Raw genomic sequence first — 13,947 nt, 5'->3', positions numbered from 1 at the left:
AGATGGTATCAAGACGTCTCAGCCGTGAAGCAGGGCACCGCCGCAAGTTCCTGGCGGTGATCGACGAAACGCCGGAATGCGAGCGGGCGGTTGCCTATGCCTCGCGCCGCGCCAAGACCACGAACGGCGTGCTGGTCCTGCTGTTTGTCATCGACTCCGCCGACTTCCAGCAGTTTCTGGGGGTCGAACAGATCATGCGGGCGGAAGCCGAGGAACGGGCACATTCGACGCTGAGCAAGTTTGCCGCTTCGGTGCGGGAAACCATCAATATCGAATCCGAGCTTGTGGTGCGCGAAGGCATTACCGCCGAACAGATCCAGAAGCTCATCGAGGAAGACCAGGATATCGCCATTCTGGTTCTGGCGGCAGGTTCCGGCAAGGAGGGACCAGGCCCGCTGGTCCAGACTTTGGCCGGGCGCGAATCCTTCTCGATTCCCGTCACCGTCGTACCCTATAATCTCTCGAACGAGGATATTGACGCAATCACATGATTGCATCTTGAAACCGTGATACACTCTTGCCTTGAAGAGACTGGCCGAAAGGCCTATATGCCTTTGAACTGTTCTAAACTAGACACGCGAGATATCCGCCATGTTCATCCAGACCGAAGCAACGCCCAACCCGGCGACCTTGAAATTCCTGCCTGGCAAGGTTGTGCTTGAGGAAGGCACGGCGGATTTCCGCGATGCGGCAACCGCTTCGGAAGCCTCGCTGCTCGCCGCCAAGATTTTTGCCGTTCCCGGCGTGACCGGTGTGTTCTTCGGCTATGATTTCGTCACCGTCACCAAGGCCGAAGGCCCGGAATGGCAGCACCTGAAGCCGGCCATCCTCGGCGCGATCATGGAACACTTCATGTCCGGTGCTCCTGTCATGGCGAGCGCCACATCGGTCGCAGCCACAGCGCAGCTGGAAGGCGACGGCGAGTTTTTCGATACGGCCGACACCGAGATCGTCGACACGATCAAGGAACTGCTGGAGACCCGTGTGCGCCCTGCCGTGGCGCAGGATGGCGGCGATATCACTTTCCGCGGTTTCGAGAACGGCACGGTTTACCTGCACATGAAGGGCGCCTGCTCCGGCTGCCCGTCTTCTACAGCAACGTTGAAGCATGGCATCCAGAACCTCCTGAAGCATTTCGTGCCGGAAGTTCAGCAGGTCGAAGCGATCTGAACCACTTCCAGATTGACCGGAACAAAGGCCGCGCAAGCGGCCTTTTTATTATCTCGAGAGACGCCTCATCCAACGGCGTTCATTGCCAGGGATCGACAATCTCCAGTCCGCAATCGGCAAAATCCTTGACATTGCGCGTCGCCAGCCTCGCTCCCCGGGAGTGCACGATGGCGGCGATCTGTGCGTCGAACTGGCTGATCGACTTGCCGGATCGGCGCCTCTCCGAAAAAATATCAGGGTAGGCCGCAGCGGCCGAACCATCGAATGGCAGGATGCGACCGGCGAAATCTTCGCTGAACATCAGCCGGGCCATATCTGTCAACGCGGATTTGCGTTTTCCCTCCGAAAGCAGCGACAGGCCGTACAAAATTTCCGCCTGGGTGATCGTGGTCGTGAACAGTGAGACCACCGGCTGCTCCGCAAGCCACTGCGCCACGCGCGGGTCGGGCTCGTGTTTCATCATTTCCGAAATGACGTTTGTATCGAGGACGATCATTCGTTGAAATCCACAGGGTTGCGCGGCGCTTCGCGTGGTGCCATCGGCAGGTCAACCCCGCCCAATGCCTTGAAGCGGCTGTGAATGGCTTCGGCAAGATTGGCTGGCGCAACTGATTCCTTCGACAAGGCCGCCCGCAGAATATCGCGTGCCTCGTCCTCCATGGACTTTCCGTGCTGTGCGGCCCGAACACGCAGCCGCGTCTTCAACTGTTCATCCAGATTCCGGATCGTCATGCTGGCCATCGGCATCTCCATTCATCAATGAGTACATATTAAGCAATGATTGCATTGCATTCAATGAAGATAATGATTTGTCGAACCGCCCAAATGCGAACAGCCCCGCAAGGCGGGGCTGTTGCGAAAGCGCTTGCAAACAAACTGTCAGTTCACGGCGCCGGGTCCGGGTATGGCGCCGGGCGGGCATTTGCCGAGGATGATCATGCCGAGCACCTCGTCCTCGGTGACATCCCCCACCTTGGCGGTGCCGACCACCTGGCCGTTTTTCATGACGGCCACCCGGTCCGCGAGATGAAAGACATCGTGGATGTCATGGCTGATCAGGAAGATGCCGATACCTTCGCTCTTCAGCTGCATGATCAGCTCGCCCACCTGCGCGGTTTCCTGTGGTCCGAGCGCGGCTGTCGGCTCGTCCATGATCAGGATGCGCGCATTGAACAGGATCGCCCGGGCAATGGCGACGGACTGCCGCTGCCCGCCGGACAGGGCCTTGACCGGATCCTTGAAGCGCTGGAAGCGCGGATTGAGCCGCCCCATCACCTCGCGCGCGCTGTGCTCCATGGCGACGTCATCGAGCGTGCCCCACGGCGTCATCAGTTCACGCCCGAGATAGAGATTGGCCGCCGTGTCGACATTGTCGGCCAGGGCCAGCGTCTGGTAGATCGTCTCGATGCCGTAGGCCTTGGCATCGCGCGGATTGCCGATCGAGGCTTCCTCGCCATTGACCTTGATCGTACCGCTGTCGCGCTTGTAGGCACCGGACAGGATCTTGATCAGCGTCGATTTGCCGGCGCCGTTATGGCCGAGCAGGGCCACCACTTCGCCCGGATAGAGATTGACGGACGCACCGTCGACCGCGCGGATACCGCCGAATGCGATCGAGATATTGTCCATGTCGATGAGAGGTGTCTGTGCACTGTTCATGATCTTTCCTCCCTCACGCGGTACGGCGACGATAGATGGTGTCGAGCCAGACGGCGATCACCAGGACGATACCGACAACAATGTTCTGCAGCGGCGTATCGAGGCCGAGAAGCACCATGCCCGAGCTCAGCGACTGCATGAGCAGCGCGCCGATCATCGCACCGGCGATGGTGCCGACGCCGCCGGCCAGCGACGTTCCGCCAATCACGGCGGCGGCAATGGTCAGAAGCTCGTCCAGCGTGCCCTGGGCATTGGTTGCCGCGTTGAGGCGGGCGGTGGAGATCGCACCGGCGATGGCGCAGAGAATGCCCATGATGATGAAGATCTTCATGGTGACCCAGCGCGTGTTGATACCGGCGAGATCGGCAGCTTCGGGATTGCCGCCCATGGCGAAGACATAGCGGCCGAAGCGCGTGCGCGTGGTCACGAAGGTCATGATGATCCCGGTTGCCACGGCAATCAGCACCGGTATGGCAATACCATGCGAGATGAACAGGCCGCCGTCGGGAATGGTGATGTTGTTGGCATCGGCATATTTGCGCACGATGCCGATGGGCCAGTAATAGGCATTGGCAATCGAGACGGCCCCGAGCACCAAGACGCAACTGATGGCGGCCATGAACACTTCGGCCCAGACGGGACGGCGCGGGAAATTGAAACGCTGACGCTGGCGGCGGCTGTTGGCCACCATGATCACGATGGCGACGCAGGCGGCGATGCCGAGAATCCAGCTCCACATGGAGCCGATGGAGCCTTCCGGACCGCCGCCCATCAGGCGGAAGGTCGAGTCCATCGGTGCGACCGTACGGCCCGACGTGACCCACCAGGCTGCACCGCGCCAGACGAGCAGGCCGCCGAGCGTCACGATGAAAGCAGGAACCCCGAGGAAGGCGATGATGAAGCCCTGAAAGCCGCCGATGACGGCACCGGCGACAATGCCAATGCCAAGCGTGATGATCCAGGTGGCGGGGTGTTCGAAGCCGATGAGTTTCGGCAGCATTTCCGTCTGCATGACGCCCATGATCATGCCGATGAAACCCAGCAGCGAACCGACCGACAGGTCGATGTTGCGCGTCACGATGATCAGCACCATACCGGTCGCCATCACGGCAACGGATGACGTCTGCACGGAAAGATTCCACAGGTTGCGCGGTGTGAGGAACTGGCCGCCGGAGAGAACCTGGAAAGCAATCCAGATGACAACCAGCGCACCGATCATACCCAGAAGCCGGGTATCAAGCTCGGTGGCTTTGAAGAAGCGGGCGGTAAGGCCAAGTTCGGAGGCGCGGGCCCGGTCAATACTGACTGCCGGATCACTCATTTGTCTCTCCCCAGTTTCAGGTTCTTTTTAAAACGCCGCCGATCCAGTGGACCAGCGGCGCTCAATATTAGCAGATTATTCAGGACTTACTTGCAGGCTGCGACCGAACCGGCCTTGACGCCCTGGCAGACAACGTCCTTCTTCACCCAACCCGCGTCGATAATGACGTTGAGGTTGTCCTTGGTGATCGGAACGGGCGTCAGGAACACGGCATTGACTTCAACCTTGTTCGCACCGCCGGCAAACTTCTGCACATGCGGAATGTCGCCCATCTTCTTGCCGTCGGCGAGTGCCGCAGCAATACCGGCTGCTTCCTTGCCCAGCTCACGCGAGTCTTTCCAGACCGAAACGGTCTGGGTGCCGAGCGCAATGCGGTTCAGGGCGGCGAAATCCGCATCCTGACCGGACACGGGCACCGTACCGGCAAGCCCCTGGGCCTGCAGGGCAGCGATGGCGCCGCCGGCAGTGCCGTCATTGGCCGCAACGACAGCGTCGATCTTGTTGTCGTTCTTGGTCAGGAACTGTTCCATGTTCTTCTGCGCATTGGCCGGCAGCCAGCCGTCCGTATAGGCTTCGCCGACATTCTTGATCTTGCCGGACGCGATGGCGTCCTTCAAAACTTCCTGCGCGCCGGAGAAGAGGAAATCGGCGTTCGGATCGGCCGAGCTGCCCTTGATGAAGGCGTAATTGCCTTCCGGCTTCACAGCCAGGACACCGCGTGCCTGCATGCGGCCAACTTCCTTGTTGTCGAAGGTGATGTAGAACGCATCCTTGTTTTCGATCAGGCGATCATAGCCGACGACCGGAATACCTTCAGCGACCGCCTTTTCAACAGCTGGTCCGATGGCGCTCGAATCCTGTGCAAGGATGATCAGGGCATTGGCGCCCTGGGCGATCAGGCTTTCAACGTCGGTGAGCTGCTTGGAAGCGGAAGACTGGGCATCGGCCGAAATATACTTGTCGCCATTGGCTTCAAGCGCTTTCTTGATGGCAGCTTCATCTGTCTTCCAGCGCTCTTCCTGAAAGTTGGACCAGGACACGCCAATGATCTTGTCTTTCGCCAGCGCAGGGCCAGCCAAAGAAACGGCAAGAGCAACACCCGCCAGAGCGGTTGCGTATTTTTTCATGATAATCCTCCCAGTGCACATGGCACGTTGATCCCGTCGGATGTCAGGCCTTTCACCTCCGGCCAGTCACCCAAACCTCTTTATTTCGAGGCTCGAAAAAAATAGTGACTTAATTTCATTTCCATGTCAACATAGAATCTGATCTGCTAAGTTATTGCGTTGCAACAATATTTTTGCATCGCATCAAAAAAAGATTTCGGGAGGAGATCGTTCGTTGGTAGATGAGATAGCCCGGCCGGACGATGTCCGGCGTCAGAATCGCAGGCTCGTCCTGGCCGCATTGCGCGGCCATGATCTCCTCTCGCGCACCGATATCGTGGCCCAGACCGGCCTCAGCGCATCGACGGTTTCAGCCATCACCACGGCCCTCATCGCCGAAGGCATTGTCAATGAAAGCCGCGACGGCGATGTCACGGCCAACCGCCGCGGCCGTCCGCAGGTGGCGCTGACGCTCAACCCGGAAATCGCGACAATCGCCACGGTTGAACTGGCGCTCAACCTCGCCCACACCGTGCTGTTCGACTACAAGGGACAGGTGATCGCGCAGGAAATCCGCCGTATCCCGACGCTCGATGCGAGCGCCGGCGACCTGACCCGGGCGATCTGCGAAATGCTTGACGGCCTGCTCGCCGCCATGCCGGGCAGCGCGGGCAGGCTCATGCATATCTCCATGGGCGTGCAGGGTGTCACCGATGCCGCCAGCGCGACCATGCTCTGGTCGCCGATCACGCCCGACATCAATGTGGCCTTCGGCGAAATCCTTTCCGCGCGCTACGGCGTCAGCGTTGCCGTTGCCAATGATTGCAGCATGATTGCCGAGGCGCTGCGCTGGACCGATCCGGAACATTACGCCGAAGACTTTGCCGCCATCCTCCTGTCGCACGGCATCGGCATGGGCCTTTATCTCAAGGGCAAGCCGTTTCTCGGCGTCCAGTCTTCGGGTGCCGAATTCGGCCATATGCTGCATGTCCCCAATGGCGCGCTCTGCCGCTGCGGCCGCCACGGCTGCATCGAGGCCTATGCCAGTGATTATGCCATCCTGCGCCGGACAGCGGGCGAGGACGAACAGGCCCAGCCGGCCCAGGATGTCGATGCCGCTTCCTTCAATGCCGTGGCCGACCGTGCCCGCAGCCGCGACGGTGCGGAGCGAGCGGCATTCCGCAAGGCGGGACAGGCCATCGGCTCCGGCCTGCGCAGTCTTTTCTCGCTGATCGATCCCGTGCCCATCGCGCTTGTCGGGCCCGGCGCCGGTGTCTTCGACCTCATCGAGGCGGACCTGCGGGAAATCGTATCCGGCACGACCGGCTGGGGCGGCAAGCCTGACCTGACCATCCGCTGCTATCCCGACGAGCATCCGCTCATCCTGCAGGGTTGCATGATGACGTCCCTGCTGCATCTCGATACCCAGCTTTTCGCCCCCGGCGATCTGCGTGAAGCACCGCTGCGGCGGGCGATCTAGCCTCCACATTTCAAAGGATCCTCCATGTATCTCGGTCTCGATTTAGGCACATCCGGCGTCAAGGCGCTGTTGATTGACGACAAGCAATCCGTCATTGGCTCCGGCACAGGAACACTGGATGTTTCGCGGCCGCATTCCGGTTGGTCCGAGCAGGACCCCGCGCACTGGATACGCGCGACCGAAGATGCCATTGCCGCGCTGAAGGCCAGTCACCCCAAAGAACTGGCTGCTGTGAGAGGCATCGGCCTGTCCGGCCAGATGCACGGCGCAACGCTGCTTGACGGCAACGACAGCGTGCTCCGGCCCTGCATGCTGTGGAACGACACGCGCAGCCATGCGGAAGCGGCCGAACTCGACGGCAACCCGATCTTTCGCGCGCTCAGCGGCAACATTGTTTTTCCCGGCTTTACTGCGCCGAAAGTGATGTGGGTGAAGAACAACGAGCCGGAGATTTTCGCCAGATTGCGGCGGGTGCTGCTGCCGAAGGATTATCTGCGGCTCTGGCTGACCGGCGAACACGTCTCCGAAATGTCCGATGCGGCGGGAACATCCTGGCTCGATGTCGGCAAACGCGCCTGGTCGGACGAGCTGCTCGGCGCATCCGGACTCGACAGGAGCCACATGCCATCCCTCGTCGAGGGAACCGAGGTTTCCGGCACGCTCAAGACCGATCTGGCCACGCGTTGGGGCATGGGCAGCGGGGTGGTTGTCGCCGGCGGCGCCGGGGACAATGCCGCTTCCGCCTGCGGCATGGGCACCGTGGCGGAAGGCCATGCCTTCGTCTCGCTCGGCACATCCGGCGTGCTGTTTGCCGCCAACAATGCCTATCTGCCCAACCCGGCCAGTGCCGTTCACACCTTCTGCCATGCCCTCCCCGACACGTGGCACCAGATGGGCGTGATCCTCTCCGCCACCGATGCGCTCAACTGGTATGCCGGCATCACCGCGCGCAAGCCGGCTGAATTGACGGATGAGCTGGGCGATACATTGCGGGCGCCTTCCGGCGTCACCTTCCTGCCTTATCTCTCCGGCGAACGCACGCCGCTCAATGATTCCGCCATCCGCGGCTCGTTCCAGGGACTGGAACATGCCAGCGACCGGGCGAGCCTGACACAAGCAGTGCTTGAGGGCGTCGCCTTTGCCTTCCGCGATTGCCTGCATGCGCTTGCCAGTGCGGGCACCAGGCTTGACCGGGTGACCGCCGTCGGCGGCGGCTCGCGGTCCGTTTACTGGCTGAAAACCATTGCCACGGCGCTCGACATCCCTGTCGATGTGCCTGCCGACGGGGATTTCGGCGCAGCCTTCGGTGCCGCAAGGCTTGGCCTCATCGCAGCGGAAAAGGCCGATCCCCGTGCCATCTGCACGCAGCCCGCAACGGAAAAGACCATCGAGCCCGACAAGGGGCTCACCGCCGATTTCGACATCGCCTACCGGCGCTACCACAACCTCTATCCAGCATTAAAGGGAGTTCAATCATGAGCAGCGGATTTTTTGGTGACATCAAACCAGTCAGATATGAGGGGCCGGACAGCACCAATCCGCTTGCCTATCGTTTTTACAATCCCGAAGAGCTGATCAATGGCAAGCGCATGGAAGACCACCTGCGCTTTGCGGTCGCCTACTGGCATTCCTTCACTTGGCCGGGCGGCGATCCCTTCGGCGGCCAGACCTTCGAACGCCCGTGGTTCAATGACACGATGCAGGGCGCGAAGCTGAAAGCTGACGTGGCTTTCGAGATGTTCTCGCTGCTGGGCGCACCGTATTTCTGCTTCCACGACGCCGACGTCCGTCCGGAAGGCGAGACTCTCGCCGAAAGCAACAAGCGCCTCTACGAGATTGCAGATTACTTCGCGGGCAAGATGGAAAAGACCGGCACCAAGCTGCTCTGGGGCACCGCCAATCTTTTCTCCAACCGGCGCTACATGGCCGGTGCAGCCACCAACCCCGATCCCGATGTCTTCGCCTATGCGGCCGCGACGGTGAAAACCTGTATCGATGTCACGCAGAAACTGAAGGGCGAGAACTACGTGCTCTGGGGCGGCCGCGAAGGCTACGAGACCCTGCTCAACACCGACATGAAGCGCGAACTCGACCAGATGGGCCGGTTCCTCAGCCTCGTCGTCGACTACAAGCACAAGATCGGCTTCAAGGGCGCGATCCTCATCGAGCCGAAGCCGCAGGAGCCGACCAAGCACCAGTACGACTACGATGCGGCGACAGTCTATGGCTTCCTCAAGCGCTTTGGCCTGGAGAACGAGGTCAAGGTCAATCTCGAACAGGGCCACGCCATCCTTGCCGGCCACTCCTTCGAACATGAACTGGCAACCGCTGCGGCACTCGGGATTTTCGGTTCCATCGACATGAACCGCAATGATTACCAGTCCGGCTGGGATACGGATCAGTTTCCCAACAACGTGCCCGAGGTGGCGCTGGCCTATTATGAAATCCTCAAAGCCGGCGGTTTCACCACGGGCGGCACCAATTTCGACTCCAAACTACGCCGCCAGTCGCTCGATCCGCAGGACCTGCTGATCGCGCATATCGGCGGCATGGATACCTGCGCCCGCGGCCTCAAGGCAGCGGCGAAGATGGTCGAGGACAAGGCCCTCACCGGTTTTGTCGAGGAGCGCTATGCGGGCTGGGCCAAGCCTGATGCGCAGGCCATGCTGTCGGGCAAGCTGTCGCTTGAGGATATCGCCAAGCACGTCGAGGACAAGAAGATCCAGCCGCAGCCGCGCTCCGGTCGCCAGGAATATCTGGAGAACGTAGTCAACCGCTACGTTTGAGGGAGAGATTTTACCCCCCTCTGGGCTACCGCCCATCTCCCCCACAAGGGGGGAGATCAGCCTGCATTACGGCTTCGACCAGTTCTGAGACCTCGCAAAGCAAGTAAAAATGTCGATGTCGATGTGATCTCCCCCCTTGTGGGGGAGATGTCCGGCAGGACAGAGGGGGGTGTTCACAGCCATCCCCCCTTCAAGCATCAGACGTGCTGGCCGCCATTGATGTGGATTTCCGAGCCGGTCACATAGGACGATGCCTCGGAGCACAGGAAATAGATCGTCTCGGCAACCTCAGCGGTCTTGCCGAGACGGCGCAGCGGCAGCTGTTCCACCAGCTTGTCGGTACCCGGCGACAGGATCGCCGTATCGATCTCGCCCGGCGCGATCGCGTTGACGCGTATGCCGTGCGGGCCGAAATCCGAGGCCATTTCCCGCGTCAGGGATGCCAGTGCAGCCTTCGATGTCGCATAGGCCGTTCCGGCAAAGGGATGCACACGGCTTCCGGCGATGGAGGTGACGTTGACAATCGATCCCTTGCCCGCTTCCAATTCCTTGAACAGGCCGCGCGCCAGCATGATGGGTGCGAAGAAATTCACCTGAAACACGGTCGACCAGGTGTGCATGGGGGTCTCGATCGAATCCAGCCGGTCACCGCCCGGATTCTTGGGCGAGATACCGGCATTGTTGATCAGGGCATGCAGCTTGCCGCCTTCGATCTCCAGCCTCTGGCGAATTTCCAGGACGGCGTGATCCACATCGGCGGGATCGGCGAGATCCACCTTGATATGATCGTCGGGACCGGCAGGCCAGGGACAATCATCGGAAAAATCCTGCCGCGAGCAGGTGATGACGCGCCAGCCGGCGCGGGAAAACCGCTTGACCGTGGCGTGGCCGATGCCACGGCTTGCGCCAGTCAAGACGAGGACTTTGCGTGCTTCATCGCTGCTCATGGGAAAACTCCGTTTGCAAGTGGAACGAATTTGACATTCGCATCCCATTTGACATGACGCGCAGCATGCGAATGTCAAATTCAAAGTTCCACTAGAATCTTATAGTTGCTAGTGGTCCTTTGATTCTGACATTTGCCTGAATGGCCTGTATCAACGGGGTGCAAATGTCAGAATCGGACCACTAGTGCCATAGAGCAAGCGCCGCCCAAAGGGAACTGTGCGCGCCGGTATTTTGACGTGTGCCTGCGAACAAACATCGCGAAATTCAGGAAAAACTCGACGTCTTCAGAAACTCGGCCAGGCGCTCGCTCTGCGGCTTGTGGAACATGTCGCGCGGGTTGCCTTCCTCGCCGATAAGCCCCTGGTTCATGAAGATCACCCGGTTGGAGACCTCGTAGGCAAAGCGCATCTCGTGGGTGACGAGCAGCATGCTCATGCCGTCCTGCGCCAGTGTCTTGATCACCTGCAGCACCTCGTTCACCAGTTCCGGATCGAGCGCCGAGGTGACTTCGTCGAACAGCATCAACCGGGGATTCATGGCAATGGCGCGGGCGATGGCGACACGCTGCTGCTGGCCACCGGACAATTGCCCGGGAAAATGATCGGCACGGGCGAGCAGGCCGACACGATCCAGCCATTTCAGCGCAATGGTGCGCGCCTCGTCCCTGTCCAGCTTCTTCACCTTGACCAGGCCAAGCATGACATTGTGAACGGCACTCATATGCGGGAACAGGTTGAACTGCTGGAAAGCCATGCCGGTCAGGGCGCGCTGGCGGGCGATTTCCTTCTCCTTCTTGCGCCGGCGCTGGCCGCCGACCATCTCATAACCGATCTCCTGACCGTCTATGCTGATCGACCCGCCCTGGAATTCTTCCAGCATGTTGATGCAGCGCAGCATGGTGGTCTTGCCGGAGCCGCTCGACCCGATGATGCTGACGACATCGCCCTGCTTCATGCTGCAATCGACGCCTTTGAGGACTTCCACCTCGCCATAGCTCTTGTGCAGGTTGCGGATTTCAAGAAGATTGTCTGGCATCCCGGAATCCCCTTAGGATGGAACCGCCATCTTGCGTTCGACGTAGCGGCCGAAACGTTCGATGGCATAGTTGATGACGAAATACAGGAAGCCGGCGAAGAAATAGAATTCGAGGCTCATGAAGGTTCTGGAAATCAGTTCTTGCGTGCGCAGCAGCAGCTCGGCCACGCCGATAATCGACAAAAGGGTAGAAGCCTTGACCATTTCGGCTGAGGTGTTGACCCAGGCCGGCAGCACCTGGCGCAGCGCCTGCGGACCGAGCACATAGGCGAAGGTCTGCGGAAAGGTCAGGCCAATAGCCTTGGCAGCTTCCGTCTGCCCCTTTGGTATGGATTGCAGCGCCCCCCGGACGATTTCCCCCACATGCGAACTGCAGAAGACGGCGAGCGCGAGAATGCCCGCCTGGAACGGCCCGAGGTCAAGGCCGATGGTGCCGAGCACGTAATAACTGGCGAGAACCAGCACGAGGACTGGTGTGCCGCGGATGAAATCGGTATAGCCGCGCACGATCCAGCGCAGCGGTGCCCTGGCATAGGTCAGCGCCAGACCAACACCAACCCCGAGCAGCGTGCCGCAGCAGATCGCCAGCAGCGAAATCGACAGGGTGACGCCGATACCCTTGAGGATCGGCCAGCGCGCCAGCCAGAGAACATCCGCGAAATGAACAATATCCATCACATCACCTCGGCAAGGCCAGACGGCGTTCGACGATGCGCATCAGCGCAGCCAGGATCGAACAGGTAAAGACGTAGAGGCAGCTTGCCACCATCCATGTCTCGATGACGCGAAAGGTTTCCACATTGATCTTGCGCGTTTCGAACGTCAGTTCCGGCACGGCGATGGCCGCGGCCAGCGACGTGTCCTTGAACAGCGAGATGATCGTGCTGCCGAGCGACGGCAGGATATTGCGAAACATCAGCGGCGCGATGATCGACGTGCGTATCTGCATTTCCGTCAGGCCGATGGCGAGGCCGGCCTCGCGCAGGCCGGCGGGGATCGACAGCAGTCCGGCGCGGAACACCTCCGCCAGATAGGCACCCGAATAGAGGGCGAGCGTGAAGACGAAGCTTTCGATCTTGCCCAGGCGCAACCCCCACTGGGGCAGCGCGAAATAGGTGAACAGCACGAGCACGAGGATCGGCGTGTTGCGGATGATGGAGACGTAGACCCCGGCCGGACGCTTTATCAGACCGTTTTTGGATATCAGACCAAAAGCCGTGCACAGCCCGATGACGGCGCCGATGAGGATGGAGCCGAAGGCAAGCGCAAGGCTGAGCGCCAGCCCCAACAGCAGGTCATCGAAGCTGCGCCAGACGGCAGCAAAATTCAGCGTATAGCCCATGAACAATGTCCCCGTTATCGCAAGACAAGGAGAAACGGCTCCAGACAACCCTGGAGCCGCCGGTTGACTACTTGTATTCGACGGGGAAGCCGATCTGCGGCGGCGTCAGGTCCTTGCCGAACCAGGTCTTGAACGATTTCGCATAGGTATCGAACTCGACACCGGTCATCGCCTCATGCAGCGCCGTGTTGACGAAGTTCAGCCAATCCTGATCGCCGCGCTTGACACCGCAGGCATAGGTCTGCGGATTCCAGCCGTAGCCGGCATCCTTGTAGCGACCCTTGTTCTGGGTCATGTACCAGGCAAGCGACGACTGATCCGTGGCGACCGCATCGGCACGGCCGGATTCCAGCGCCTGATAGATCAGATCGACCGATTCATACTGGTCGACCTTGGCCTCCGGCAGGGCCGCATGCACCATCGATTCGGCATAGACATTCTGCAGCACCGAGATTGTCACCGCAGAACCCGCCGCCTTGAGCGCGGCGTAGTCGGCATATTTGCTGTCGGCCTTCAGCATCAGCCCGACACCTTCCCGGTAGTACGGTATGGTGAAGGCGATCTGCTGTGCCCTCTCCCCGGTGACCGTCATGAACTGGCAGGTGATATCCACCTTGTTCGTGGTGATGTTGGGAATGCGGGCATCGGAAGACTGGTTGACGAACTCGACCTTGCTGGGATCGCTGAACAGCGCCTTGGCGATGATATGACCCATGTCGATATCGAAGCCCTGCAGCGTGTCGTCAGCACCCTTGAAGTGCCATGGCGCATTGGTGCTGCCGGTGCCGACAACCAGATGGCCGCGGGCCAGCACCTCATCGAGCTTGCTCTTGTTGTCCTGCGCGAAAGCCTGATTGAACGGCAATGCGAGCAGCGCGGCCACAGCGACCGTCGCGTAAAATACTTTAGACATTTTTCGTTCCCCTATCCGTCAAGCGAATATTATGTTTTAATCCATTACTATGGAATAGAATATCTAATAATGGATTTTCATAATACGAGGACAAGAGTCGCGACTTGTCAAGCGACATTTGGAATCGCCGCGTCAGGGGGTTTTCAGAAGCTGTATGGGAGCGTGGGGAAGCACGGACCGGACGGCT

At 60.1% G+C, this 13,947-nt stretch carries 15 protein-coding genes; 5 read left to right on the top strand and 10 right to left on the bottom strand.

The window, feature by feature from the left end; genetic code table 11:
* The first annotated feature begins 2 nt into the window (after positions 1–2).
* Complete coding sequence (locus ACZ5FP_RS04105) at positions 3–491, top strand: universal stress protein (RefSeq protein WP_464662290.1); 489 nt, start codon at positions 3–5, stop codon at positions 489–491.
* 100 nt (positions 492–591) lie between these two features.
* Positions 592–1,170: a NifU family protein gene (locus tag ACZ5FP_RS04100; protein WP_223612265.1), complete on the top strand. Its 579-nt coding sequence runs from the start codon at positions 592–594 to the stop codon at positions 1,168–1,170.
* A gap of 79 nt (positions 1,171–1,249) precedes the next feature.
* On the opposite strand, the gene ACZ5FP_RS04095 is transcribed toward ACZ5FP_RS04100, so the two are convergent.
* From ACZ5FP_RS04095 to xylF, 5 genes are all read right to left on the bottom strand, one after another.
* Complete coding sequence (locus ACZ5FP_RS04095; RefSeq protein ID WP_464662288.1) at positions 1,250–1,666, bottom strand: PIN domain-containing protein; 417 nt, start codon at positions 1,664–1,666, stop codon at positions 1,250–1,252.
* Complete coding sequence (locus ACZ5FP_RS04090) at positions 1,663–1,911, bottom strand: FitA-like ribbon-helix-helix domain-containing protein (protein WP_464662287.1); 249 nt, start codon at positions 1,909–1,911, stop codon at positions 1,663–1,665. Before ACZ5FP_RS04090 ends, ACZ5FP_RS04095 begins: the two co-directional genes overlap by 4 nt.
* 138 nt (positions 1,912–2,049) lie before the next feature.
* Positions 2,050–2,829, bottom strand: a complete 780-nt coding sequence (locus tag ACZ5FP_RS04085) for an ATP-binding cassette domain-containing protein (RefSeq protein ID WP_464662285.1) — start codon at positions 2,827–2,829, stop codon at positions 2,050–2,052.
* 13 nt (positions 2,830–2,842) lie between these two features.
* The gene (locus ACZ5FP_RS04080; RefSeq protein ID WP_464662283.1) at positions 2,843–4,150 is read right to left on the bottom strand and encodes a sugar ABC transporter permease; all 1,308 of its coding nucleotides are present in this window, start codon (positions 4,148–4,150) and stop codon (positions 2,843–2,845) included.
* Between the two features lie 86 nt (positions 4,151–4,236).
* Positions 4,237–5,277 (bottom strand): D-xylose ABC transporter substrate-binding protein, encoded by a 1,041-nt coding sequence (xylF, locus tag ACZ5FP_RS04075; protein WP_223612268.1) that lies wholly within the window; start codon positions 5,275–5,277, stop codon positions 4,237–4,239.
* Positions 5,278–5,491: 214 nt separating this feature from the next.
* Here xylF and ACZ5FP_RS04070 point away from each other — a divergent pair, with 214 nt between their 5' ends.
* From ACZ5FP_RS04070 to xylA, 3 genes are read left to right on the top strand one after another with little or no spacing between them, the layout of a single operon-like run.
* The gene (locus ACZ5FP_RS04070; protein ID WP_223612269.1) at positions 5,492–6,736 is read left to right on the top strand and encodes an ROK family transcriptional regulator; all 1,245 of its coding nucleotides are present in this window, start codon (positions 5,492–5,494) and stop codon (positions 6,734–6,736) included.
* A gap of 24 nt (positions 6,737–6,760) precedes the next feature.
* Entirely contained in the window at positions 6,761–8,215 is a 1,455-nt protein-coding gene (xylB, locus tag ACZ5FP_RS04065) for a xylulokinase (RefSeq protein ID WP_464662281.1), read from the top strand.
* Positions 8,212–9,522 (top strand): xylose isomerase, encoded by a 1,311-nt coding sequence (gene xylA, locus ACZ5FP_RS04060; RefSeq protein WP_346305971.1) that lies wholly within the window; start codon positions 8,212–8,214, stop codon positions 9,520–9,522. The genes xylB and xylA overlap by 4 nt, the downstream gene beginning before the upstream one ends.
* Positions 9,523–9,719: 197 nt before the next feature.
* Here the strand turns inward: xylA and ACZ5FP_RS04055 are convergent, their stop codons facing one another.
* From ACZ5FP_RS04055 to ACZ5FP_RS04035, 5 genes are all read right to left on the bottom strand, one after another.
* Positions 9,720–10,517 carry an SDR family NAD(P)-dependent oxidoreductase gene (locus ACZ5FP_RS04055; RefSeq protein WP_403169197.1) on the bottom strand — a complete coding sequence of 266 codons (798 nt, stop codon included), beginning with the start codon at positions 10,515–10,517 and terminating at the stop codon, positions 9,720–9,722.
* Positions 10,518–10,734: 217 nt separating this feature from the next.
* Entirely contained in the window at positions 10,735–11,505 is a 771-nt protein-coding gene (locus ACZ5FP_RS04050; protein WP_223612272.1) for an amino acid ABC transporter ATP-binding protein, read from the bottom strand.
* Positions 11,506–11,517: 12 nt separating this feature from the next.
* Entirely contained in the window at positions 11,518–12,180 is a 663-nt protein-coding gene (locus ACZ5FP_RS04045; RefSeq protein ID WP_105738078.1) for an amino acid ABC transporter permease, read from the bottom strand.
* 4 nt (positions 12,181–12,184) lie between these two features.
* A complete protein-coding gene (locus ACZ5FP_RS04040) occupies positions 12,185–12,847 on the bottom strand; it encodes an amino acid ABC transporter permease (protein ID WP_223612274.1) in 663 nt (220 codons plus the stop codon).
* A 67-nt stretch (positions 12,848–12,914) separates the two neighbouring features.
* Positions 12,915–13,760, bottom strand: a complete 846-nt coding sequence (locus ACZ5FP_RS04035) for a transporter substrate-binding domain-containing protein (protein ID WP_464662278.1) — start codon at positions 13,758–13,760, stop codon at positions 12,915–12,917.
* Positions 13,761–13,947 lie beyond the last annotated feature (187 nt).

The organism is Phyllobacterium sp. T2-21 (assembly GCF_055378485.1).
Note: the sequence above shows the minus strand (reverse complement) of the source record. Positions and strands in the feature narration are given on the sequence as shown.